25 protein-coding genes and 1 pseudogene are annotated in these 22,880 nt (G+C 65.2%); 14 read left to right on the top strand and 12 right to left on the bottom strand.

Annotated features, from left to right (window positions below; genetic code table 11):
• Positions 1–69: 69 nt before the first annotated feature.
• Genes CB0101_RS05780 through CB0101_RS05795 form a run of 4 tightly spaced genes read left to right on the top strand, consistent with a single transcriptional unit; the run spans position 70 to position 2,379 of the window.
• The gene (locus CB0101_RS05780) at positions 70–312 is read left to right on the top strand and encodes a hypothetical protein (RefSeq protein WP_010310407.1); all 243 of its coding nucleotides are present in this window, start codon (positions 70–72) and stop codon (positions 310–312) included.
• Positions 309–794, top strand: a complete 486-nt coding sequence (locus CB0101_RS05785; protein ID WP_010310410.1) for a hypothetical protein — start codon at positions 309–311, stop codon at positions 792–794. Before CB0101_RS05780 ends, CB0101_RS05785 begins: the two co-directional genes overlap by 4 nt.
• Positions 791–2,041, top strand: a complete 1,251-nt coding sequence (locus CB0101_RS05790; protein ID WP_010310413.1) for a 1-deoxy-D-xylulose-5-phosphate reductoisomerase — start codon at positions 791–793, stop codon at positions 2,039–2,041. Before CB0101_RS05785 ends, CB0101_RS05790 begins: the two co-directional genes overlap by 4 nt.
• A complete protein-coding gene (locus CB0101_RS05795; RefSeq protein ID WP_010310415.1) occupies positions 2,038–2,379 on the top strand; it encodes a ferredoxin in 342 nt (113 codons plus the stop codon). Before CB0101_RS05790 ends, CB0101_RS05795 begins: the two co-directional genes overlap by 4 nt.
• On the opposite strand, the gene CB0101_RS05800 is transcribed toward CB0101_RS05795, so the two are convergent.
• From CB0101_RS05800 to CB0101_RS15310, 5 genes are all read right to left on the bottom strand, one after another.
• Entirely contained in the window at positions 2,361–3,443 is a 1,083-nt protein-coding gene (locus CB0101_RS05800; protein WP_010310417.1) for a YheT family hydrolase, read from the bottom strand. The two genes, CB0101_RS05795 and CB0101_RS05800, sit on opposite strands and share 19 nt — an antisense overlap.
• Positions 3,444–3,489: 46 nt before the next feature.
• A complete protein-coding gene (locus CB0101_RS05805; protein ID WP_010310420.1) occupies positions 3,490–4,911 on the bottom strand; it encodes an NAD(P)(+) transhydrogenase (Re/Si-specific) subunit beta in 1,422 nt (473 codons plus the stop codon).
• Entirely contained in the window at positions 4,908–5,207 is a 300-nt protein-coding gene (locus CB0101_RS05810; protein ID WP_010310421.1) for an NAD(P) transhydrogenase subunit alpha, read from the bottom strand. The genes CB0101_RS05805 and CB0101_RS05810 overlap by 4 nt, the downstream gene beginning before the upstream one ends.
• Positions 5,204–6,346, bottom strand: coding sequence for an NAD(P) transhydrogenase subunit alpha (locus CB0101_RS05815; protein ID WP_043717904.1), 1,143 nt, complete (start codon positions 6,344–6,346; stop codon positions 5,204–5,206). The genes CB0101_RS05810 and CB0101_RS05815 overlap by 4 nt, the downstream gene beginning before the upstream one ends.
• A 110-nt stretch (positions 6,347–6,456) precedes the next feature.
• Complete coding sequence (locus CB0101_RS15310; RefSeq protein ID WP_010310424.1) at positions 6,457–6,633, bottom strand: hypothetical protein; 177 nt, start codon at positions 6,631–6,633, stop codon at positions 6,457–6,459.
• Positions 6,634–6,751: 118 nt separating this feature from the next.
• Between CB0101_RS15310 and CB0101_RS05820 the strand changes: the two genes are divergently transcribed.
• The 3 genes from CB0101_RS05820 (at position 6,752) to trxB (ending at position 10,109) form a co-directional block, all read left to right on the top strand.
• Positions 6,752–8,254 (top strand): DEAD/DEAH box helicase, encoded by a 1,503-nt coding sequence (locus CB0101_RS05820; protein WP_136644000.1) that lies wholly within the window; start codon positions 6,752–6,754, stop codon positions 8,252–8,254.
• Between the two features lie 94 nt (positions 8,255–8,348).
• Positions 8,349–8,594 (top strand): hypothetical protein, encoded by a 246-nt coding sequence (locus CB0101_RS05825; protein ID WP_010310439.1) that lies wholly within the window; start codon positions 8,349–8,351, stop codon positions 8,592–8,594.
• A 111-nt stretch (positions 8,595–8,705) separates the two neighbouring features.
• Positions 8,706–10,109 carry a thioredoxin-disulfide reductase gene (gene trxB, locus CB0101_RS05830; RefSeq protein WP_010310441.1) on the top strand — a complete coding sequence of 468 codons (1,404 nt, stop codon included), beginning with the start codon at positions 8,706–8,708 and terminating at the stop codon, positions 10,107–10,109.
• A gap of 114 nt (positions 10,110–10,223) precedes the next feature.
• On the opposite strand, the gene infA is transcribed toward trxB, so the two are convergent.
• Positions 10,224–10,490 carry a translation initiation factor IF-1 gene (infA, locus tag CB0101_RS05835; protein WP_010310444.1) on the bottom strand — a complete coding sequence of 89 codons (267 nt, stop codon included), beginning with the start codon at positions 10,488–10,490 and terminating at the stop codon, positions 10,224–10,226.
• A gap of 165 nt (positions 10,491–10,655) precedes the next feature.
• On the opposite strand from infA, the gene CB0101_RS05840 reads away from it, so the two are divergent.
• Positions 10,656–11,354, top strand: coding sequence for a pseudouridine synthase (locus CB0101_RS05840; RefSeq protein ID WP_010310446.1), 699 nt, complete (start codon positions 10,656–10,658; stop codon positions 11,352–11,354).
• A gap of 12 nt (positions 11,355–11,366) precedes the next feature.
• Here the strand turns inward: CB0101_RS05840 and CB0101_RS05845 are convergent, their stop codons facing one another.
• The 4 genes from CB0101_RS05845 to CB0101_RS05860 all read right to left on the bottom strand — a co-directional run bounded on the left by CB0101_RS05845 (position 11,367) and on the right by CB0101_RS05860 (position 14,083).
• Positions 11,367–11,582: a hypothetical protein gene (locus CB0101_RS05845; RefSeq protein ID WP_010310448.1), complete on the bottom strand. Its 216-nt coding sequence runs from the start codon at positions 11,580–11,582 to the stop codon at positions 11,367–11,369.
• Positions 11,583–11,665: 83 nt separating this feature from the next.
• Positions 11,666–12,628, bottom strand: coding sequence for an NAD(P)H-binding protein (locus CB0101_RS05850; RefSeq protein ID WP_010310450.1), 963 nt, complete (start codon positions 12,626–12,628; stop codon positions 11,666–11,668).
• A gap of 71 nt (positions 12,629–12,699) precedes the next feature.
• A complete protein-coding gene (gene petM, locus CB0101_RS05855; RefSeq protein WP_010310452.1) occupies positions 12,700–12,801 on the bottom strand; it encodes a cytochrome b6-f complex subunit PetM in 102 nt (33 codons plus the stop codon).
• 118 nt (positions 12,802–12,919) lie between these two features.
• Positions 12,920–14,083, bottom strand: coding sequence for a N2,N2-dimethylguanosine tRNA methyltransferase (locus CB0101_RS05860; RefSeq protein WP_371413619.1), 1,164 nt, complete (start codon positions 14,081–14,083; stop codon positions 12,920–12,922).
• Between the two features lie 6 nt (positions 14,084–14,089).
• Between CB0101_RS05860 and CB0101_RS15850 the strand changes: the two genes are divergently transcribed.
• Genes CB0101_RS15850 through ilvN form a run of 3 tightly spaced genes read left to right on the top strand, consistent with a single transcriptional unit; the run spans position 14,090 to position 15,485 of the window.
• Positions 14,090–14,398 carry an alpha/beta fold hydrolase gene (locus CB0101_RS15850; protein WP_371413620.1) on the top strand — a complete coding sequence of 103 codons (309 nt, stop codon included), beginning with the start codon at positions 14,090–14,092 and terminating at the stop codon, positions 14,396–14,398.
• Positions 14,335–14,958, top strand: a complete 624-nt coding sequence (locus CB0101_RS05865) for an alpha/beta fold hydrolase (protein WP_371413621.1) — start codon at positions 14,335–14,337, stop codon at positions 14,956–14,958. The genes CB0101_RS15850 and CB0101_RS05865 overlap by 64 nt, the downstream gene beginning before the upstream one ends.
• Complete coding sequence (gene ilvN / locus CB0101_RS05870; protein WP_010302742.1) at positions 14,955–15,485, top strand: acetolactate synthase small subunit; 531 nt, start codon at positions 14,955–14,957, stop codon at positions 15,483–15,485. Before CB0101_RS05865 ends, ilvN begins: the two co-directional genes overlap by 4 nt.
• Before the next feature lie 12 nt (positions 15,486–15,497).
• On the opposite strand, the gene CB0101_RS05875 is transcribed toward ilvN, so the two are convergent.
• Complete coding sequence (locus CB0101_RS05875) at positions 15,498–16,220, bottom strand: peptidylprolyl isomerase (protein ID WP_010302746.1); 723 nt, start codon at positions 16,218–16,220, stop codon at positions 15,498–15,500.
• Positions 16,221–16,222: 2 nt separating this feature from the next.
• Complete coding sequence (locus CB0101_RS05880) at positions 16,223–16,789, bottom strand: photosystem I assembly protein Ycf4 (RefSeq protein ID WP_010302748.1); 567 nt, start codon at positions 16,787–16,789, stop codon at positions 16,223–16,225.
• 185 nt (positions 16,790–16,974) lie between these two features.
• Here CB0101_RS05880 and psbD point away from each other — a divergent pair.
• The 3 genes and pseudogenes from psbD to CB0101_RS05895 all read left to right on the top strand — a co-directional run bounded on the left by psbD (position 16,975) and on the right by CB0101_RS05895 (position 22,829).
• Positions 16,975–18,029, top strand: a pseudogene (gene psbD, locus CB0101_RS05885) (photosystem II D2 protein (photosystem q(a) protein)).
• Positions 18,013–19,401: a photosystem II reaction center protein CP43 gene (gene psbC / locus CB0101_RS05890; RefSeq protein WP_010310463.1), complete on the top strand. Its 1,389-nt coding sequence runs from the start codon at positions 18,013–18,015 to the stop codon at positions 19,399–19,401. Before psbD ends, psbC begins: the two are co-directional and overlap by 17 nt.
• Positions 19,402–19,613: 212 nt before the next feature.
• Positions 19,614–22,829 carry an autotransporter domain-containing protein gene (locus CB0101_RS05895; RefSeq protein WP_083798655.1) on the top strand — a complete coding sequence of 1,072 codons (3,216 nt, stop codon included), beginning with the start codon at positions 19,614–19,616 and terminating at the stop codon, positions 22,827–22,829.
• Positions 22,830–22,880: the final 51 nt, after the last annotated feature.

Raw genomic sequence — 22,880 nt, forward strand, 5'->3', positions numbered from 1 at the left:
AAATCGGGGAAAGCTCAGATCAAGACCGCAAGCTGAGCGCTATGGAGCGAAGAAACCCGACCCGGAGGGTTGCCAGGCCTGGGGTCGGCGCGGCCGGCGACCGCCCCCCCACGCCGCCTACGCATCGGCCGCTGGGGCCATGGACTCGCCGTGCGGCTCCCCCAGGGGCTCAGCAAGCTTTTGAACCTGCAGGCCGGCGATGAGCTCGAGGTGCGCCTGCTCGCCAGCGGCGAGTTGCAGCTCACCCCCACACTTCGGCGCAGCCGTCTCCTCCTGAGTGCCGCCCTGCAAGAACTGGTGCAGCCGCAATGAGCCGCGCCGATCTCACTTACGTGGACGGCACGATCCTCGGGGCCCTAGTGAGCGCGGGGCCAGATGGAGATACCGTCCGCCGCTGCTTTACCCACTGCACGGATGCCTGGATGAGCAGCACCATCGCCCTGGTGCGCTGCCTGCAGGTGCTCGAATGCGAACCAGCGATCGGCGGTGGCCCCGCAGCAGACCCCATCGCGCTTCTGCGGCTGCTAAGTCACGGAATCGTGTTCCGCCCGATTCCCCTAGCCGCGCTCGCCCAGGCAGCTCCACACCGGCCGCTGCCCCAGCTCAGCGCGGTCGACCGGCTGGAGCTGGCGGCCGCCCGCATCTGGCGCTGCCACTTGCTGATCACCAACAACGCCAACCTGCGCGATGCCGCCCTAGCTGAGGGAATCCACAGCTTCAGCATCCAGATGCCGCAGCAAAGGCCGCCGCAAGCGATGGGAGACTGGCGCGGCCGTTCGCCGATCCCGCCGTGAAAGCCCTCTCCGTGCTCGGCTCCACCGGCTCGATCGGCACGCAGACCCTCGAGATCGTGGAGGAGTTTCCCGATCGCTTCCGGGTGGTGGCCCTCACGGCCGGCAACAACCTCGACCTCCTCATCAACCAGATCCAGCGCCACGCCCCGGAAGTGGTGGCCCTGGCCGACGAGGCGAAGCTGCCTGAACTGCGCGAGCGGCTGAACCAACTCGAACCCAGCGTCCGGCCCGCGAAGCTGCCCGAACTGGTGGGCGGGTCCGACGGCCTCTGCACCGCCGCGGCCTGGCCCACAGCGGATCTGGTGGTGACGGGCATCGTGGGCTGCGCCGGCCTGCTGCCCACCCTGGCGGCGATCCGTGCTGGCAAGGATCTGGCCCTCGCCAACAAAGAAACCCTGATCGCCGCCGGCCCGGTGGTGCTGCCGGAGCTGGCGAAATCCGGCTCGCGCCTGCTGCCGGCCGATTCCGAGCACTCCGCCATCTTCCAGTGCCTGCAGGGCACCCCCTGGGCTGACACCGCCCGCCTCAGCACCGGCGTGCCCACCCCGGGCCTGCGCCGCATTCAGCTCACCGCCAGCGGCGGCGCCTTCCGCGACTGGGATGCCGCCGACCTGCACAAGGCCACCGTGGCCGATGCCACCAGCCACCCCAACTGGAGCATGGGGCGCAAGATCACGGTGGATTCAGCCTCGCTGATGAACAAGGGCCTGGAGGTGATCGAGGCCCACTACCTGTTCGGCCTGGATTACGACCACATCGAGATCGTGATCCACCCGCAATCGATCATCCACTCGATGGTGGAGCTGGCGGATTCCTCGGTGCTGGGCCAACTGGGCTGGCCCGACATGAAGCTGCCGATCCTCTACTGCCTGAGCTGGCCCGAGCGTCTGGAGACCCCCTGGCGCCGTCTGGATCTCACCGAGGTGGGCCAACTCACCTTCCGCAAACCCGACCCGGCCAAATACCCCTGCATGGAGCTGGCCTACGCGGCCGGCCGCGCCGGCGGCACGATGCCGGCGGTGATGAACGCCGCCAACGAGCAAGCGGTGGCGCTCTTCCTCGAGGAACAGATCCACTTCCTCGATATCCCGCGCTTGATCGACGTGGTGTGTGATCGCCACAAGGCCGACCTCACGGCCAATCCCTCTCTCGACGACGTGCTGGCTGTGGATGCCTGGAGCCGTCAGGCGGTGCGTGAAGCTGCAGCCCGGCTGCAGGCCAAGGCCCCGGCTGCGCTGCCGGCGTGATCGCGCATCACCTACTGCTCTGCGCCACCCCGGCCAAGGCGCTCTGCTGCCCCGATCCAAGCGTGGGGCCCGCCAGCTGGGACACCCTCAAGCGCCTGGTGCGCGAATGGGGCCTCGAGGATCCCGCCCGGCCTGAAGGCATCGTCTTGCGCACCAAGGCCGACTGCCTGCGCATCTGCGTCGAGGGGCCGGTGCTTCTGATATGGCCGGAGGGAATCGTCTACGGCAGCGTCACGCCCGAGCGGATCGAGCGGATCCTGCGGGACCACGTGGTGGGCGGAACGCCGATTGAGCCCTGGATCGTGAAGCGAATGCCCTTTCAGGCCAGCAAGCGCTGAAACCAGCGGGCCGTGAGCCGATCGGTCCAGCAGCCGCCCAGCCCCCCCGGGCCATCGCAGCGGGCGTGGAAGCCGTTGTGGCCGCCCTGGGCGGTGAGCAGCACCTCCATACCGGGCAGCTGCGCCGCCGCCAGCTGCCGCGTGGACGCCACCGGCACCCAGGGATCGTCCTCGGCATGCACCACCAATGCAGGCGGCAAGGGGTAGCGACGTTCGCCATCCAGTAGCCCCGCTAGCGGGCTGGCCTGCGCGTAGTAGGCCTCCACCGAGGCATGACCCCAGCGCGGCGCCGTGATGGCGGCATCGAAATCACGGATGCTGCGCAGCGGTCCGTTGGCGGCACGGCCCTCGAGGGCCTCGCGCTCGGCGGCGCTCACCCCGAAGGGATCGGCGAGGGTCTGGGCAATCAGGCGCTTCAGCAACCAGCGCTCGTACACGCGGTTGCGGGGACGCTCGATCTGCAGCGAGCAGGCGTGCAAATCCAGCGGAGAGCTGATCGTGACCAGACCATCGAGCAATGGAGGCGCTGGATCGAGGCCCGCCGCCTGGCGCTCCTCTGCCGAAGCGAGCAGCGCATTGAACAGCTTCGTGCCCCCAAGCGAGATGCCCATGCCGAGCAGCGGCTTGCCAGCCGCCAGCTCCCGGGCCCGGCGCAGCACCGGCAGTAGGTCGCGGTTGCAGTTGGCGGCGTAGGTGCCGCGGGCGAGGCTGCGGCCGGCGCCGGCACCCCGCATGTTGAGGCGCAGCACCGCAAAGCCAGACCGCTGCAGGGTGTCGCCCATGCGGCGCAAGCCCCCCCGCTGACTGGAGCCCGCCAGACCATGCATCAACAGCACCAGACCTTGGGCCTCGCCCCCGCTGAGCGGCTGATCCAACAGCGCCAGGAGCTGATCACCGCCGCCCACCTCCACCTGGATGGGCTGGCCCTGATCCGCAGGCAGGCGCACGGGGCGCAGGGTGTCGCGCAGGGTCTGCAGGTCACCGTTCAGCCAGGGCAGGCGCGGCCGGAAGGGCGGCAGGCCCAGTGCAGTGGGGAGATCAACAGACAACGCAGGTGAGGGCATGGGCTGGGGCCGCAAGAGACTTGCAGCCCGCCGCGCCGGAAGCAAGTCAGGCGGCGCCCGCTTTGCCCACACCCTGGCTGCGCAGCTCGGTGCAGAGCTGCTGCAGCACCGCCTTGGCGTCGCCAAACACCATCGCCGTTTGCGGCAGCTCAAACAGCGCGTTCTTGATGCCGGCATAACCGGCGCCGAGGCTGCGCTTCACCACAAACACCTGGCGCGCCTGATCCACCTCCAACACGGGCATGCCGTAGAGGGGGCTCTGGGCGTCGTTTTTGGCGTCGGGATTCACCACGTCGTTGGCGCCCAGCACGATCACCACATCGGTGCGGGGGAACTCGGGGTTGATCGTGTCCATCTCCAGCAGCTGCTCGTAGGGCACATCGGCCTCTGCCAGCAGCACGTTCATGTGGCCAGGCATGCGGCCCGCCACTGGGTGGATGGCGTAGCTCACCTCGGAGCCATTGCTTTCCAGCAGTTTGGAAAGCTCCCGCAGGGCGTGCTGGGCCTGGGCCACGGCCAGGCCGTAACCCGGCACAAACACCACCCGTTCGGCGTTCTCGAGAGCCATGGCGCACTCCTCGGCGCTGCAACTCACGATGCGGCTGTAGCCGGCCTGCTCGCCGCCTCCGCCCACCGGTGCGCTGCCGCCGAGGGCGCCACCGAACAGCACGCTCACAAGCGAGCGGTTCATGCCGGTGCACATCACCTGGGTGAGGATCAGGCCCGCAGCACCCACCATGGCGCCGGCCACGATCAACAGCTGGCTGCCCACCACAAAACCGGCCGCCGCTGCCGCAACGCCTGAATAGGAGTTGAGCAGGGAGATGACCACCGGCATGTCAGCGCCGCCGATGGGCAGGGTCACGCCGATCCCCAGCAGGCTCGAGGCCACCAGCAGCAGCCAGAGGGGGGCACCGGTGGGATCGCCTGGCAAGGCAAACGCCCCCACCAGGGCCGCAATCGCCAGGGCAATGTTCACGCCGTGGCGCACGCTGCTCTGGGTCCAGCCCGGGGTGCCGAGCCAGCCCTGGAGCTTGCCCATGGCGGCGATGGAACCGCTGAAGGTGATCGCCCCCACGAACACGGAGATCACGATGGAGATCAACTCCACCAGATCGGCGCCCTGGCTGTCGTAGAGGGCTACGGCCACAGCCACCAGCAGCGAGGCCATGCCGCCGCAGCCGTTGAACAGGGCCACGGTTTCGGGCATGGCCGTCATCGGCACGCGCCGGGCGGTGAGCAGCCCCAGCAGGCCACCGATGGCGGTGCCGATGGCGATCCACAGCCAGGCGATCGGATCGGGTTGCACCTGCAGCAACAGGCCCAGCACCGCCAGCCCCATGGCCAGGGCGGCGAGGCCATTGGCGGAGCGGGCCGAGCGCACGGTGGAGAGGCCCTTGAGGCCTAGCGCCAGCAGCAACACCGCCAGCAGATCAATCAAATAACCGAAGAGATCGAGCACGTTCATCGGCCGCCTCCGCTCTTCTTCCGGCTGAACATGGCGAGCATCCGGTCGGTGACCAGGAAGCCGCCGATCACGTTGAACAGGGCGAAGCCCAGCGACACCGACCCGAGGATCAACAGCGCCGGGTTGCCCTGGGCATTGGCGATCAGGGTGATCGAGGCGAGCACGGTGATGCCGCTGATGGCGTTGGCGCCGCTCATCAACGGGGTGTGCAGCGTGGGCGGCACCTTGCCGATCAGCTCCAGGCCCAACAGGCTGCCGAGTAGCAGCACCCAGAGCGCTTGCGAGAGGGTGGTCATGCCGCAGCTCCCGCCGCAGCGTGATGGGTGAACAGGCAACCACTCACGATCGGATCCTCCAGGTCGAGTTGCAGGGCTGAGGGCTCGCCGCCAGAGGCTTCGAGCAGGTGCTCCAGCAGCGCCGCCACATTGCGGGCATAGAGAGCGCTGGCGTGGTTGGCCACGGTGCAGGGCAGGGCATCGGCGCCGATCAGCTGCACGCCGTGGCGCATCACGCTCTCGCCGGGCACCGTGCCCTCGCAGTTGCCCCCCTGGGCCACCGCCAGGTCCACCACCACGCTGCCGGGGCGCATGTGCTGGAGCATGGCGTCGTCGATCAGGCGCGGCGCCGGCCGGCCCGGCACCTGGGCGGTGCAGATCACCATGTCGGCGAGGGCCAGCTGCTCGGTGAGCTGGCGGCGCTGCTCCGCCAGGAAAGCCTCGGTGGCCTGCTGGGCGTAGCCGCCGGATTCACCGGGCTTCTGCTCCTGCTCTGGCGGTGCGATGAAACGGCCGCCCAGGGATTCCACCTGCTCCTTGGCGGCAGCGCGCACATCACTCACGTACACAACAGCACCGAGGCGGCGAGCCGTGGCCAGCGCCTGCAGGCCGGCCACGCCGGCCCCGAGAATCAGGGCGCGGGCGGGCTGAATCGTGCCGGCGGCCGTCATCAGCATCGGCACGTAGCGATCCAGGGCTGCCGAGGCCAGCAACACCGCCTTGTAACCGGCGATGTTGGCCTGCGAGGAGAGCACGTCCATCGTTTGGGCGCGGCTGATGCGCGGCAACAGCTCCAGAGCCATCGCTGACACACGGCGCTGTTCGAGCTGTTGCTTGAGGCTGTCGTTGCCGTGGGGCTCGAGCAGGCCCAACAGCAGCGCACCCGGGCGCAGGGCTTCGAGCTCATGACGCTGCTGCGCGATCGCCGCGGCCTGCACCGCCAGCACCACATCCGCCAGGCCCCAATGCTCAGCGGCCGGATCCACCAGCTGGGCGCCGGCCTCGCTGTAGGCGGCATCATCAAATCCGCTGGCGGCTCCGGCCCCCTGCTCCACCTGGAGCGTGCAGCCGCGGGCACTCAAACGCCGCACGGTTTCGGGGGTGGCCGCCACGCGCGTTTCACCGGGGCGGCACTCCCGCGGCACCAACACACGAATCAAGAACTCGCCGCCTTACGTCACAACGGCCCAGTGTTTGCCGGGTTTGCAGCAGGCGGCAACGCTTTTGCCAGGCGTGTGCTCACATCCGCACACGCCCGGTAGGGCTGGCTTCAGAACAGCGGCAGCAGCTCTTGCTCCAGGCAGCGGGCCTGGGGGGTGGAGCCCTGCTGCCGCAGCTGGCGAGCCCGCAGGATCATCGGATCGAGGTCGCACTCAAGGTGGAGGGCGCGCTCGAAACGCTGGCGGAGTTCGTCGGAACTGAGGGAGAAGGGGGAACGCTCGTTCATGGGCTGGCGGGTTGAGGCCCGGGAGCGGGGGTGATGGCCGGAAGTTAAGGACTCCAGCGCCAAAGCGAATAGGTAGAAACCCTCAACTTTTTTCGCTGCCTGCCAACAAAATGGCGGGATGGGTTCACCGTCGTTCGATCTGCGCCTGCCTCGGCGCCCGCTTCAGGCGGTGGGCGACGCGCCGTTGCCGGCCGCGAGCAGCCTGCGCCCGCAGCCGGGGGTGCAACCGCGCCAGTGGCAATCGCAGCTGATCGCGCTGCTGCGCCGGCGGCTCGAGCGCGAAGGAACCAACGATGTGCTGATCAATGCCGGCCCCGGCGCCGGCAAAACCCTCGGCGCCCTGCTGAGCTTTGAGCGGCTCGAGCGCGAGGGCCGCCTGCAGCACCTGCTGGTGTTCTGCCACCGCAGCTCCATCGCCAGCCAATGGCTGGCGGCCGCCAGCCGCCTTGGGCTCGAGCTGCAGGAATGGCAGCCGGGGCTCGATGTGGCGCCGCCCCCCGGCCAGCCTCGGCCCCATGGCCTGCTGATCACCTATCAGGCCGCCGGCCGCAACCTGGAGCTATTGGAGCAACAGCTGGGCGAAGCCGGCTGGGGCCCCTGGCTTGCCATCGCCGATGAGGTGCACCACCTGGGCATCGATCCGGAGGAACCGGAGGCCACCGCTTGGGGCCATGCCTTCAGCCGGATCAGCGCCAGGGCCCGCTTGCGCCTGGGGCTCACCGGCACGCCCTTCCGCGCCGACAACCTGGGCTTCTGCGCCGCCCGCCGCATCCAGGTGCATGACGGCCAGGAGTGGGTGGAGCAGATCGCACCCGATCTGAGTGTGGAGCCGCGCGAACTGATCAGCGCGGGCGATGTGCGGCCGCTGGAATTCCGCTTTCAAGACGGCTGGGTGGACCACGGCCGCCAGGGGGAGCTGGGCGACAGCGAACGCTCCCCCCTCTCGCAGGAGCAGCGCGAGAGCTGGCGGGCCCGCAACCTGCGGCGGGCGATCCGCCTGGGCGACAGCAGCAGCATTGCCCTGCGGCTCTTGCTCAATGCGCGCCGGCGCCTGGAGGTTGTGCGGCGCGAGCACAGCGGCGCCGGCGGCCTGGTGATCGCCCGCGACATCGCCCACGCCCGCCGCATCTGCGGCTTGCTGGAGGAGGAGGGGGATCGGGTGCATCTGGTGCACTCCCAGGATCCCGAAGCCCCGCAGCGCATGGAAGCCTTCAAGGCGGGTGAGGCCGACTGGCTCGTGAGCATCGACATGTGCGCCGAAGGCTTCGATGCGCCGCGGCTACGGGTGGTGGCCTACCTCACCACCGTGGTGACCCGCACCCGCTTCGTGCAGGGCATCACCCGTGCCGTACGAATGGACGCGGAGCGCGCCGCCCTGGAAACCGTGCCGCGGCATCCCTCCTACGTGTTCGCACCGGCGGATCCACTGCTGATGCAATACGCACGCACCTGGTCGCTGAGCGAGCCCTATGTGCTGCGGCCCAAAACCGTGGAAGCCGAAGCCGAGGCCAGTGGTGCGGGCCGCTCGAGCGCACTGCCGCTGCAAGCACTGGAGGATGGCGCCGGGGCCGTGATCCGTCTGCGCGGGCCCCAGCTACCGAACTTCCGACTGCAGCGGTAAATACATTCGATTGCGGCAAAAAGTGCGAACTTCTGCGAAAGCGCACCCAATGCAGGCCTACCGCCCGCCAGCGTGGTGCGATCGCGGGACACCCATGAAAGGCTCCATCCAGCGTCGTCTCACCGTTGCCATCAACTGGTCAGCGGCTCGGATCGCAAGCCTGGACGACCGTGAGCGCTACGAAGACAGCTATGCGCTCACCGAGGAATTCCGAGAATGGATCCTCTGCATTGATCAGCATCCCGAGCTGATGGCGGAACAAGTACTGATGGTTCCCGACTTCAACGAGCTGAAGCAATCAGGCGACAACAGCGAGACCGACGGACTCCTGGAAATCTGAAGAAAACCTAAAGGCATTTTCCTGTCGCGTCAAACAGCAGGCGGCGAGGCGGTTTCGGCAGCATCGAGACGCGAGCGCTAGGCTCTAAAGCGAAGTCGATCCGCATAAGCCGTGACTGATGCCGCTGCCAGCGCCGCGACGGGCGCTTCTGTTGAAAACGTGGTGATCGTGGGCTCCGGCCCCGCTGGCTATACCGCCGCCATTTATGCCGCCCGCGCCAATCTGAGGCCCGTGGTGATCACTGGCTTCCAAGACGGCGGCATCCCCGGTGGTCAGTTGATGACCACCACCCACGTGGAAAACTTCCCCGGCTTCCCCGACGGCATCCTCGGCCCGGATCTGATGGACCGGCTCAAGGCCCAGGCCGTGCGCTGGGGCACCCGACTGGTGGAGGCCGATGCCGAGAGCATCGATCTGTTGCAGCGCCCCTTCCGCATTCAGGCCGACGGCCAAACCATCACCGCCCAATCGGTGATCCTGGCCACAGGCGCCAGCGCCAATCGCCTGGGCCTCCCCAGCGAGGGCCGCTTCTGGAACGCCGGCATCAGCGCCTGCGCCATTTGCGATGGCGCCACCCCTCAATTCCGCAATGAGGAGCTGGCCGTGGTGGGCGGCGGTGATTCCGCCTGCGAAGAGGCGGTGTATCTCACCAAATACGGCAGCCAGGTGCACCTGATCGTGCGCTCCGGCCAACTGCGGGCCAGCAAGGCGATGGCCGATCGGGTGCTGGCCAACCCCAACATCACCGTGCACTGGAACCGCCAGATCCGCGATTGCAGCGGCGGCGAATGGCTCGAAGCGATCGAGCTGGTGGCCACCGACGACAGCGGTGCCAGCGAGCAGGTGCCCGTGCGCGGTCTCTTCTATGCCATCGGCCACACCCCCAACACGCGCCTGGTGCGCGGCCAACTCGAGGTGGATCACCACGGTTATCTGGTGACCAAGCCAGGCCGCCCCGAAACCAGCGTGGATGGGGTGTATGCCGCCGGCGACGTGGCCGATGCCGAATGGCGCCAGGGCATCACTGCCGCGGGCAGCGGCTGCCAGGCCGCCCTGGCGGCCGAGCGCTGGCTCACCCACCACAACCTGGCTGTGACCGTGAGCCAGGAGCCGGTGGAGCCCGCCGAGGTGGGCGAGGTGAAGCGCACGGCCGAGAGCAATGAGAGCAACTTCGATGCCAACGCCCTCTGGCAGAAAGGCAGCTATGCCCTGCGCAAGCTGTATCACGACAGCGACAAGCCCCTGCTGGTGGTGTACACCTCACCCACCTGCGGGCCTTGCCACGTGCTCAAGCCTCAGCTCAAGCGCGTGCTGGAAGAGCTGGGCGGCCGGGGCCAGGGCGTTGAGATCGATATCGATGCCGACCAGGAGATCGCCCAGCAGGCTGGCGTGAGCGGCACTCCCACCGTTCAACTGTTCTTCCAGAAGGAGCTCAAGCAGCAGTTCCGCGGCGTGAAACAGCGCAGCGAATTCAAAGCTGCCATCGAACAACTCCTGGGCGCCGCGGTGGCCTGACGCAGGGCGGACGGACAGAGGCCTGGGCCAACCCTCTCAGGCGGGGCCCGCACAGCCCAGCAAAAAGCCCCCCGGCAAGGCCAGGGGGCTGAACCATCGAGACGAGGACCGCAATCAGCGGCGACGGGGGCCACCGGGACGGTTGCCGCCTGGACGCGGGCCAGCATTGGCGTTGCGCTCGCGATAGGTGATGCGGCCGCGGCTCAGGTCGTAGGGGCTGATTTCCACCAAAACCTTGTCACCGGCCAGCAATTTGATGCGGAACTTGGTGAGCTTGCCGGCCGCCCGGCAGAGGCATTGGTGGCCTGCGGGCTGCTCGAGGGTGACCAGGTAGAACCCGTTGCCCTGCTCCTTCTCGATCACGCCGGAGGTCTCGATCATGCGCTGCTGCCGCTGAAAAGTCGTACTGCTTGGTGGAGTCTAGTTCCCGCCCTCAAACCGCTAGGGTCGGCGCTCTCCAAGCCCCCCAGCCAAGGTTTCGATGATCCTGCCTCCTGTGACGATGGATCTGGGCCTGCTGCTGATCTCGATCGGAGTGGTGAACCTGTGGCGAGCTCGCCAGGCCTCCTGAGCACGCTGCTGTTTTACAAGCCCTACGGGGTGTTGAGCCAGTTCACCCCAGAGCCGGGCAGCCGCTGGGGGTGCCTGGCGGATCACATCCCCGTTCCGGATGTGTACACCGCCGGCCGGCTGGATGCCGATAGCGAAGGCCTGCTGCTGCTCACCGCCAACGGCCGGCTGCAACAACGGCTCACCGATCCCGCCTGGGGCCACTGGCGCCGCTACTGGGTGCAGGTGGAGGGCATCCCCGACGCCGCCCAACTGCAGCAACTCGAACAGGGCCTGGTGATTCAGGGGCAACGCACCCTGCCCGCCCGGGCCAACGCCATCGCCGACCCGGACCTGCCGCCCCGCGATCCACCCATCCGCAGCCGCCAGCAGATCCCCACCAGCTGGCTGGCCGTGGAGCTGCGGGAAGGGCGCAACCGCCAGGTGCGGCGCATGACGGCAGCCGTGGGCCTGCCCACGCTGCGCCTGCTGCGGGTGGCCATCGATCTGATGGATGGCGGCGCACCACTCAGCCTCGACGGCTTAGAGCCCGGTCAGTGGCGGGCGGTCACCCCGGAGGAAGAGCGCCGCCTGCAGGCCTTGCTGCGTCACCCCCGCCGCAGCGGCCGGCGCTCACCGGGCCGGGGCGGCCGGGCTGGCGGAGGGAAATCCGGCCAGGGGGGCGGCGGCGGGTAGGGCGGCTTGGCGTCAGCCGAGCGTGTCCTTGAGCTCACGCACCACCTGCAACTGCCCGTAGTAGTAGTTGGCGCGGGCGCGACGATCCGGATCGGCCAGGCTGTCGAGCGCATCGAAGCCCACGCTCTGCCAGAGCTCGTTGCCGCAGGCACGAGTGATTTCTTCCACCGCTTCCTGCTCAAGCACCCCGAGGCGACGCTGCAGGTTCTTGGTCTGCGCAATACCCATCGATCTCTACGGCGCCGCAAGCGCTGTCACTCACTGGATAGTACAGGCGCACCACAGGGAGCGCCAACCGTGAAAACCCTCAATCAGAAGGGCAGTTTCTTCTTGGCGTCCTTGTCGAGGTCGGCCTCCATCTCCCGCAGGCGCTTGAGGATGGTGTCGTAGTACTCGCGCAGGTAGCTCTCGAGGCCAGTGGTGTCGGCGGGATCGAGGCCAAAGGCGGCGTAGCTCTCCTCCATCGGTGCATCGAGGGGCGTACCGCCACCGATCACCTTGTCGAAGGAGAGGCGCTCGGCCACGTTCACCGCCGGCTCGAAGAATGAAGCCACGCCCTGCATCAGACGCAGAAGGAACGGCCGCACGCGGAACACCCGGGCACTCTTGCTGCAGAACTTCTCGCAGAGCTGGGTGATCTCACCGGTGCTCCAGGCGCGGGGACCCACCACTGGCAGCGCTTGGCGGATCGTTTCGCTGCGGCCGAGGGCCGCCACCGCAAAACGGGCCACGTCTTGGGTGTTCATGTAAGCGATCGGCGTGGGGGTTCCGCTCACCCACACCGTTTGGTTTTCCAGCACCGGAATGGCGATCTGGCTGATCAGGCCCTGCATGAAGGCCACGCAGCGCAGGATCGTGTAGTCGAAATCAGAGTTGATCAGCGCCTGCTCGGTGCAGTGCTTGATGTCCATCAAGGGCACATCGCGGTGCTGCTCGGCACCGAGCAGCGACACGAACACGAAGCGCTTCACGCCTGCGCGCTCGCAGGCATTGAGCAGGTTGAGCTTGCCGGTCCAGTCGATGTCGTAGCTGCTGCCGGGATCACTGGCCCGGGCCGTAGCTGCATCGATCACCGCCTCCTGGCCCTCGAGGGCGTAATCGAGGCTGTCGGGCTCGAGCAGATCACCGCGGGTGAGCTCACAGCCCCATTCCTGCAGGAACGACGCTTTGCGCGGGGAGCGCACCATACAGCGAACCTGATGACCGGCATCAAGGGCTTGGCGGGCAATCTGCCTGCCCAGCGTGCCCGTCGCACCGATCACCAGCACCTGCATGAGGCTTGTTCAGCGAGGCACGAGCCTAGAGGTGTGCCTGCTAGGCCGCGCTTGAAACCGCCGCTCGGGGATCAGCTATCGCCCTGGAGCTTGAGCAGCAGCGCACCACCCGCCAGGCCAATGGGAATCAGAACCCAGAACAGCGCTGCAGTGCCGAAGATCTCCGAGGCCATAGCCAGGTGGCGTAACGGCTACCTGTTTAGCGCAGCCGCCAGCTCCAACACGCGGGGCCAGGGGGCATTGCAGCGAAACAACCCATCCATCACCCCGGAGCGCAGGGCCGTGTAGCCCTCAGCGTCCAGGGCCGCCAGCAACGCCTGGGTTGCCGGCGGGCCGCCACCGAGGCGCCGCCCCAGCTCCGCACTGGGCCAGCAGCGGGCGGGCACGCCGGGATCCGCGAGCAAGCGCGCCAACAAGCGCTCGGTGGGCGCCCACCGAACCGCTGGGCAAACGCTGCGCCTCCTGTTGCATCGCCGCCAGGGTGGGGGCGTGCTGCAGCGGCCCGAGCCACAAGGGCCCGGAGATGGCCAGGGGCGGGGGATCAACCGTGCAGGCGCAAGCGGGCCACTGACGCAGCTGCAGCAGGCTCTGCTCCAGCTGCTCACCGCAGGCATGGCAATGGGCCAGCAACCCGAGCTGCCGCTCCTGGCGCGGATCAGCGCGGCGCTGCAGCTGAATCGCCGTGCGGAACGTGCGCCCCTCGCTGAAGCTGAACAAGGGCCGGATGCCCCGGCCCATCGCCCAGGCGGCGCGGGCCACCACGGCGATCTGCAGGCGCAGAGCCAACTCCCAGCTGGCGGGATGGGCGCGGGCGGCGGCGCCTAAGGAGCGCACGGCGGCGGCACGGTCGTGGCCGGTGGGGGAGCGGCCATCGGTGCTGGCCAGGTAGAGCACGCCTTCAAACTGCAGCGCCTCCAAGGACGCAGGCACCAGGGGTGTGGGGCAGCCGAAGGCATCGAGATCGAGCAGCCCAAAGCGGCGCTCATCGAGCAGGCAACCGGCCAGGAGCTTCTGGGCGGTGTGGGCTGTGATCTCCGGGGCCGAACCAGCCGCTGAGAGGGGCGCAAGGTTGTTCTGCAGCACCGGCAGCCGATCGGTGTCGGCATCGTTGGCCCACACGGCGGCAGCACCGGCTTCGAGGCCATAGCGGAGGGCGCGAATGCCGCAGCCCGCCATCAGATCGAGCACGGAGAGCGGCTGGCTCAGCCCCAACTCGCCGCGGGCGAGCAACGCCGCCAGCAGCACCCCCAGATCGCGTGAGGGTCGGGATTCCGGCCGAAAGAACCCGGCCCCGAGCTGCAGAGCCGCCGCTCCTTCGCAATAGTGATCAGACGAGAGATCCGCCGTGCCGGCCACCACCGCTTCCCACGCCTCAGTGTTGGATCCCCAGCCTGCTCCCGCGGGGGCGCACTGGGCGAGCACGGCCACTGGCAGTGGCAGGAGCACAGCTGCCATTGGCGTGTGCTGGGCAACCGCAGCGACCCGGCGCTGGTGTTGATCCATGGCTTTGGCGCCGCCAGCGGCCATTGGCGCCACAACGCCGCCGAGCTGGCGGCAGCGGGCTGGTGCGTGTATGCGATCGATCTGGTGGGCTTCGGCGCGTCGAGCCAACCGGGTCATCGCCGCCACCGCCCGCTCGACAACCGGCTTTGGGCCAGGCAGCTGAAGGGCTTTCTTGAGCAGGTGGTGCAGGGCCAGCGGTGCTGGTGGGCAATTCCCTGGGCAGCTTGGTGGCGCTCACGTGTGCGGTGTTTTTTCCGGTGTGGGTGAGCGGTGTGGTGGCGGCGCCACTGCCCGACCCCACCCTGCTGATGCCGCTCAAGCGGCGGCGGCGCCCCTGGCGGCGGCAGGTGAAACGCCAGGTGGTGGTGGTGCTCTGCCGGCTGCTGCCCCTGGAGCTGCTCGTGCCCGTGATCGCCCGCACACCGTTGCTGGATCTGGGGTTGCGCAGCGCCTACAGCGACCCCAGCGCCATCGACATTGAGCTGCGGCGGCTGGTGGCCCGGCCGGCGCTGCGGCCGCGTGCGGCGCGGGCGCTGCGGGCGATGAGCATCGGCATGGCCTTGCGGCCGCAGGGTGCCACGGCAGCGGTGCTACTGGAGCGGATGCAGCAGCCTTTGCTCGTGCTCTGGGGCAGCCAAGACCGCTTGGTGCCACCGATGATCAGCGAACGCTTGCGCCGCCACAAAGGCGATCTGGAGCTGCAACTCCTGCCGCAGCTCGGCCATTGCCCCCACGATGAACAGCCCGAACTGTTCAACCGCCACGTGTTGGGATGGCTGGCGCGTAATTTGGGCACAAGTCAGCCACACGAACAGCCCTGGGCATGAAGCACACCCTGTCGGTGCTGGTGGAAGACGAATCGGGCGTGCTGAGCCGCATCTCCGGCCTGTTCGCCCGCCGCGGTTTCAACATCGAAAGCCTGGCCGTGGGGCCAGCAGAGCGCAGCGGCGTCTCGCGGCTCACGATGGTGGTGGAGGGCGATGAGCGCACCCTCTCTCAGATGAGCAAGCAGCTCAACAAGCTGATCAATGTGCTCGAGGTGAACGACCTCACCCGCATCCCTGCCGTGGAACGGGAGCTGATGCTGGTGAAGGTGTCAGCACCGGAGAGCCAGCGCGCCGCGATTCTGGATCTGGTGCAGGTGTTCCGGGCCCGGGTGGTGGATCTGGGTAGCGATGCCCTCACCGTTGAAGTGGTGGGCGACCCCGGCAAGCTCGTGGCCCTGGAAAACGTGCTCGAGCCCTACGGCATCCTCGAGATTGCCCGCACCGGCCGCATCTCCCTGGAGCGAGCCTCGGGCGTGAGCACGCCGTATCTGAAAGTCACCAGCCTCGACAAGCGCGTGCCGGCCTGAGCCGGCAACCGCTTACTTGGCGTCCTGCACCAAGGTGCCGCCCTGCAGCACTTTGGCGCTGATCAGCTTGTCGCCCTGGGTGATCTGGTCGACCACCTCCATGCCTTTGGTGACGCGGCCGAACACGGCATAACGACCATCGAGCTCAGGGAGAGCGCGAAGGGCGATATAGAACTGTGCGCTGGCGGAGTTGGGGTCGTTGGAGCGCGCCATCGCCAGGGATCCGCGCTGGTGCTGCAGCTTCAGCTTGCTGGCCTGACCAGGCCCAACGGTGATTTCGCCGTAGCGCGGGCGGCTTTCGCCATCGAGGAACAGCTCGAGCGGAATCAGACGGGGCTGGCCGGTGCCGGGATCAATGAAGCTGCCGGTGCCGAGCAGATCCACCGGGGTGCTGGGGTTGGCGCTTTGAGGGTCACCGCCCTGCACCACAAACGGAATGGGTTCCTTCACCACGCGGTGAAACAAGGTGCCGTTGTAGGCACCGCGGCGCACCAAATCCACGAAGTTGCCGGCAGTGAGCGGTGCGGCGCTGCCATCGAGGCTTAGCTCCACCTTGCCCTTGCTGGTGTTGAGCTCAACCAGGGCTGTGCCCTTAAGGCAGGGCACGCCGGAGGTTCCGCAGCCGAAGCTGGTGGAAGGTCCAGGTGCCGCACAGGCCACAGGCCCGAGCGGACTCAGCAAGAGCAGAAAGGCGAGCAGCAGCCCGCGCAAGGAGCCGGATCGAAGCAGGGTCATGCTCAAACGCCCTCGAGGGGAACACCGAGGAAGCGGGCCAGCTCAGCACCGCCACGCTCCAGATCCGCCAAGGGCATCGGTTCACCCACACGGGTCAGGGGCAGATCGCGGCGGCCCTGCACCCGCAGAGCCAGACGACGCCGGGGGTTGAGACCATCACGCACATCCACCTTCACGGCCTGGATGTCTTTGAGGGGGGTGGTGACGCTGATCAGCTGACGGAAGCCGCGACGGGTGACGGTGAGGGTGCCGGCAGCTTTATCGAAGCGATTAGCGCCGGAGCCCACGTCGATCGCAATCACGGCCCATAGATAGGTGGAGAGCAGCGCCGCAGCGATGCCATAGAGGCCCATCACCAAACCTTGGGGCACCCAGCTGAGGGCGGCGGGGTGGCCGATGGGCAGCAGATCGGTGCCGAGGTAGCTGGAGGCGCTGGTGAGCAGGAAGCCCAATCCACCGGTGGTCACCACGGCCGCCACGAACACGTTGGAGAGTCGACGGGAGCCCAGCACGTCTTGCTCGAGCAGCTCGGAGGAAGGGGCAGCCTTCGCTGCAGAAGCCGAGGCCATACGGGCGGTTCAACCGGTGGCCTGCCATCTTGGCGCGCCCGCCGACCGGGCTGAGCAAGCCGTGAGCACAAATACCCAAAACGCAATGGTGACGGGCCGTGTCAGCCCACCAAAACCCGCCTCGCAGTGCGGATCAACGTTGTTACGATCCCCCGGTAACCCACAGCCCGCGGTTTTTCCCACCCATGACGATCGCTGTAGGGCGCGCGCCGCAGCGGGGATGGTTTGACGTCCTCGATGACTGGCTCAAGCGCGACCGCTTCGTTTTTGTCGGGTGGTCGGGTCTGCTCCTGTTCCCCACCGCCTACCTGGCGCTGGGTGGCTGGCTGACCGGCACCACCTTTGTCACCTCCTGGTACACCCACGGCATTGCCAGCTCCTATCTGGAGGGCTGCAACTTCCTCACCGCTGCGGTGAGCAGCCCGGCTGATGCCATGGGCCATTCCCTTCTTCTGCTCTGGGCCCTGAAGCCCAGGGCGACTTCGTGCGCTGGTGCCAGCTCGGCGGTCTGTGGACCTTCGTGGCCCTGCACGGTGCCTTCTCCCTGATCGGCTTCATGCTGCGTCAGTTCGAGATCGCCCGTCTGGTGGGCATCCGCCCCTACAACGCCATCGCCTTCTCCGGCCCGATTGCGGTGTTCGTCAGCGTCTTCCTGATGTACCCCCTCGGCCAAAGCAGCTGGTTCTTTGCACCCAGCTTTGGCGTGGCAGCGATCTTCCGCTTCCTCCTCTTCCTGCAGGGCTTCCACAACTGGACCCTGAACCCCTTCCACATGATGGGCGTGGCCGGCATCCTCGGCGGCGCACTGCTGTGTGCCATCCACGGCGCCACCGTGGAGAACACCCTGTTCGAAGACTCCGATCAGGCGAACACCTTCAAGGCGTTCGAGCCCACCCAGGAAGAAGAGACCTATTCGATGGTGACCGCCAACCGCTTCTGGAGCCAGATCTTCGGGATCGCGTTCTCCAACAAGCGTTGGCTGCACTTCTTCATGCTGTTCGTGCCGGTGATGGGTCTGTGGACCAGCAGCATCGGCATCATCGGCCTGGCCCTCAACCTGCGTGCCTACGACTTCGTGTCGCAGGAAATCCGCGCGGCTGAGGATCCTGAATTCGAGACCTTCTACACGAAGAACATTCTTCTGAACGAAGGTCTGCGTGCCTGGATGGCACCGGCTGACCAGCCGCACGAAAACTTCGTCTTCCCTGAAGAGGTTCTGCCCCGTGGTAACGCTCTCTAATCCCTCCCTGTCTGGGATCGGCGGGAAAGACCTCGACTCCACCGGTTATGCCTGGTGGTCGGGGAACGCCCGTCTGATCAACCTGTCGGGTCGCCTGCTGGGCGCCCACGTCGCCCACGCCGGTCTGATGGTGTTCTGGGCTGGCGCGATGATGCTGTTCGAGGTGAGCCACTTCACCTTCGACAAGCCCATGTACGAGCAGGGCCTGATCCTGTTCCCCCACGTGGCCACGCTTGGCTATGGCGTGGGCCCCGGTGGTGAGGTCGTCGACCTCTACCCCTTCTTCGTGGTGGGTGTGCTGCACCTGATTAGCTCCGCCGTGCTTGGCCTCGGCGGCCTGTACCACGCCCTGCGTGGACCCGAAATTCTGGAGAACTATTCCGCCTTCTTCTCGCAGGATTGGCGCGATAAGAACCAGATGACCAACATCATTGGCTACCACCTGATCCTTCTGGGTGTGGGTGCACTGCTGCTGGTGTTCAAAGCGATGTTCTTCGGCGGCGTTTACGACACCTGGGCTCCCGGTGGCGGCGATGTGCGTCTGATCAGCAATCCCACCCTCGATCCGGGTGTGATCTTCGGCTACCTCACTCGCGCTCCCTTCGGCGGCGAGGGCTGGATCATCGGTGTGAACTCCATGGAGGACATCATCGGTGGCCACATCTGGCTGGGTCTGACCCTGATCTTTGGTGGCATCTGGCACGTGGTGACCAAGCCCTTCGGCTGGGTGCGCCGCGCCTTCATCTGGAACGGTGAGGCCTACCTGAGCTACAGCCTGGGCGCTCTGAGCTTCATGAGCTTCATCGCCTCGGCTTACATCTGGTTCAACAACACCGCTTATCCCTCGGAGTTCTACGGCCCCACCAACGCCGAAGCCTCCCAGGCCCAGAGCTTCACCTTCCTGGTGCGTGACCAGCGCCTCGGCGCCAACATCGGTTCGGCCATGGGCCCCACCGGTCTGGGTAAGTACCTGATGCGCTCCCCCACCGGCGAGATCATCTTCGGTGGTGAAACCATGCGCTTCTGGGACTTCCGTGGTCCCTGGCTGGAGCCCCTGCGCGGCCCCAACGGCCTGAGCCTCGACAAGCTCCAGAACGACATTCAGCCCTGGCAAGTGCGCCGTGCGGCTGAGTACATGACCCACGCTCCCAACGCGTCTCTGAACTCGGTCGGCGGCATCATCACCGAGCCCAACTCGGTGAACTTCGTGAACATCCGCCAGTGGCTGGCTGCGACTCAGTTCGTGCTCGCCTTCTTCTTCCTGGTGGGTCACCTCTGGCACGCCGGCCGCGCCCGCGCTGCTGCTGCTGGCTTCGAAAAAGGCATAGACCGCAAGGCCGAGCCCGCTCTGGCCATGCCCGATCTCGACTGATCTCAGATCAGCGACCGTCTCTCAGCCCTCGCCGAAAGGCGGGGGCTTTTTGTTGTGAACTGGGTGGCGAACCGCCGTAAGCAAAGAACAAATCGGAGTCGCCTCGAACCAAAGGCGAGGAGAGAGGCTGCAGCCGTACGTCGTCCATCCAAAGAAGAGCAACAAAGCACGATGAAGGATGAAAGGCTGGTTAGGGTGCGAAAAAATGGACCATGAAACCGCATATACCCATCACGGCATGGATACCCATTGCGGCATTGGCAGGCATAGCAGCTAATGCACCACAATCATTAGCCCAAACAGCGAGCGCAACTTATAACGGAGTCACCTATCAGGTGACATCAAGAGAAGATAGCTATCCCAAAAACAATCAGGAAGCGCCTTGGCTAGGTGACCAAGCAATGGCTGAAGCGCTTGCGAAAGCATTCACAACGCAACTAGGGACCGGCTCAGGAAGACGCAAAGCGTTTCCAAGCAGCGGAACAAACAACGGGCCATCATTCATTTATGAAATCGTTCCTAGTGGCAATGCAAGCCTCGCCGATGCCAAAGGGTGGGAGTGGTCGACTTTATACAACCAAGCCGTCCAAGAGGGGCACAGCGTCAATCCATTCACAGGCAGAACAAGATCATCGGCATCTGTCTATGGCGCCACGATTGAATTTGCGATACTGGTCAACTCATTCCCGACAGCCTCTTCGATTACGCCGAGTGGCAATACAACGAGCGGGAACGGAAACAACCTATCGTCAAATCTTGGCGGCACACTTCTGCCACAATTTGAAGGTGGCACCCTAACGATTGACCAACAGGGGGCCACATTCCAACAAGACTTCACACTCGACAACTCGACGACAAATGCCATTGATGCCAATGGCAACAATGGCGCATTCAACGGCGTGATCAGCAATGCAGCCAATGCCTTACAAGGTGGAATTGGATTGATCAACTCAGCGTTGGGAACCAACAACACAATTACACTTACGAATATCAACTCATTCACGGGACCAACGACGATTGGCGAGCGTGTCGTGCTCGCCCTTCGCGACGGTGGCTCGATTTCCGAGTCCTCAGCGATCGAGATCAAGAGAGGGGGCAGGCTAAACATCGACTATCGAGCAAACAGCGCATTTGCCGACAAAGAAACTAGGCTGCAAAACGTAAGCGGACTTGGCGACCTTCAGCCCAACACTCCAATCGAGGTAGCGATCACACAAGATTCCACTTTTGATGGAAGAATTCAGGGTATTGCCAACATTCGCAAAACAGGAGGTAGCACGTGGACACTGACAAGCAATCAAAACAGCCTACGAGGCTCTAGCCATGGAAACTTTTCAATCGAAAGCGGAAAAGTAGCACTCACAGGATCGCTAGGAGCGGGCTCAGTGACGGTTTCCCCCGGCGCTGAGTTAGAGACAGGTTCAGCCTCTGTCATTACTGGAGACCTCATCAATCTGGGGACCCTATCCATCTCACCAGGCGTCGCAGTAGGTACACTAACGATAGACGGCAACTTTGGGCAACTCTCACAAGGAAGACTGAACATTGAAGTTGACGGTTCGAACAGCGATTTACTGCTTCTCAAAGGCGCCAGTCGTGCGATCGCACTTGGGGGCGAGCTAAACATCAGCAATGTACCAGGCACGACCATTACTTCCGGAAAAAGCTACACCGCCATTAGAGTTCCTGCAGGCACACAGGGTGGCGAGGCGAGTCTTAACACAACCTTTGGCGTCATTGGTTCATCCGGCTATAACTTCGTTAGAGAGACAGATCCTGAGTTCAGTAAGCTAGATGGCGGCCAAGCACAACCTTGTGATCCTGGCGATCCGGCCAGTTGCACCGAACTACGTTTTGGCTGGATTCAGCTAGCTCCACCAAAGAAAGATACAGGAGCCAGCAAAGGAGCCAAAACCCCTGAAGCTCTGCCCACGAGTTTAAAAACAGGAAAGCAAACAATTTCGAAGGTTAAGCAGACAGGGGGCGCGATCACAACGGCCAGCGCAGGTAATTCTAAGCTCAATAACAGGACGTGCGCTGCCAATACTGGCTCCAACGCTGGTTGCAAACAGATCAACAAGGAAGGAAGCGGACTCACATCTAGCAACAACAACAGCGTCATGATCGCCAAGCAGATTGACGCCGGATCATCATCTGTACAAGCAGCAGTTGTGCAAGGCATATCAGGTGGCAAGCCGATTATCAGCCAGAGCGGTGTCCAGACCGGCTACACAACTAGCCAAATAAAACAAGCGAAAGTAACACCCGACTTTGTAGAGGTTTCCTCGGAAATCTTCCCGATCTCCACCCGGCAGCAGCTCAACCAAGCTCTCCACTCCATCTCGGCTGAACCCTATGCCTCCATGCAATCGGTGGCACTGGAGGCCATGGAGCAGTTCCGTGCCAACACACTCGCCCTCACCTCTGGCACCAAGGCCATTTCCATAATCGCAGAAGAAATGGTCTGCACTACTGCTGGAAACGTCGAGCCGGGAGCTGATGGCGCCCAGCAGCCCCAGCCCGATTGCAAGCCGCGCACCGTCAAAAAGCTCACGCCCTGGTCGCTGCTGATCGATGGCACCAACACCCAAGCCACGCTCAACGGCACCAACGATCTCGCTTCCCTCGACTACAACATCTTCTCCAGCTCCTACGGCCTCCAGTACGACTTCAATCGCAACTGGAGTGCTGGGGCAGCCTTTGGCTATGGCCGCGCCAACCTCTACAACTACGAATACGCCGACGTTCGCATCGACTCCTCCACCTACTCCGGTGCGGCTTGGGGCATCTACCGCCCATCCGAGAGCTGGAAGTTCACGGCGCTGGCCGGCTACATGAACCTCCAGTACGAGTCCGACCGTAACATCAACCTCGGTGGGCTCAACCGCACCGCCAGTGCCAACTGGAGCGGCAATGGTTTCACTGCAGCTCTGGCAGCCGAATACGACTGGGTGATCTCCTCCGACAAAACCAGCCGCTCGGCTGTGCGCATCAAGCCCAACACCTTCTTCTCCTACGCCCTCCACAACCAAGGAGCATTCTCGGAAACAGGCGCTGACTCCCTTAATCTCGCCCTCAACTCACACACCGCCGACTCCCTCATCTACGGCATCGGTTTCCAGATCGAAACGCCGATCATCACCGGCAAAAGCTCACGCCTGATCCCGCGCCTCTCCCTCGGCTACGAGTATGACTTCAACGGAGATTCCAACGAGGAGCACCAGCTCACCGCTTCCTTCGCCGAAGTGCCGGCTCTTGGCTCCATTGATGTGCTCGGTCAGAACCGTGGTGCCAATGCACTCGATGTTGGCCTCTCACTCGAGTACGAAACCTCTGAAACCCTTTCCCTCTATGCCGGCGTGGGTGGTGCCTTCTGGAGTAACGGCAATGAGCTCAGCTATGGCGGGGGGCTCAAGCTGCGCTGGTGAGGTATAGGGGTTGGGCTTGGTCTGATTCAGCAAGATGTCAACACTGGTGAC

The sequence above is a fragment of the Synechococcus sp. CB0101 genome (assembly GCF_000179235.2).
In the GTDB taxonomy this organism is placed as follows: Bacteria; Cyanobacteriota; Cyanobacteriia; order PCC-6307; family Cyanobiaceae; genus Vulcanococcus.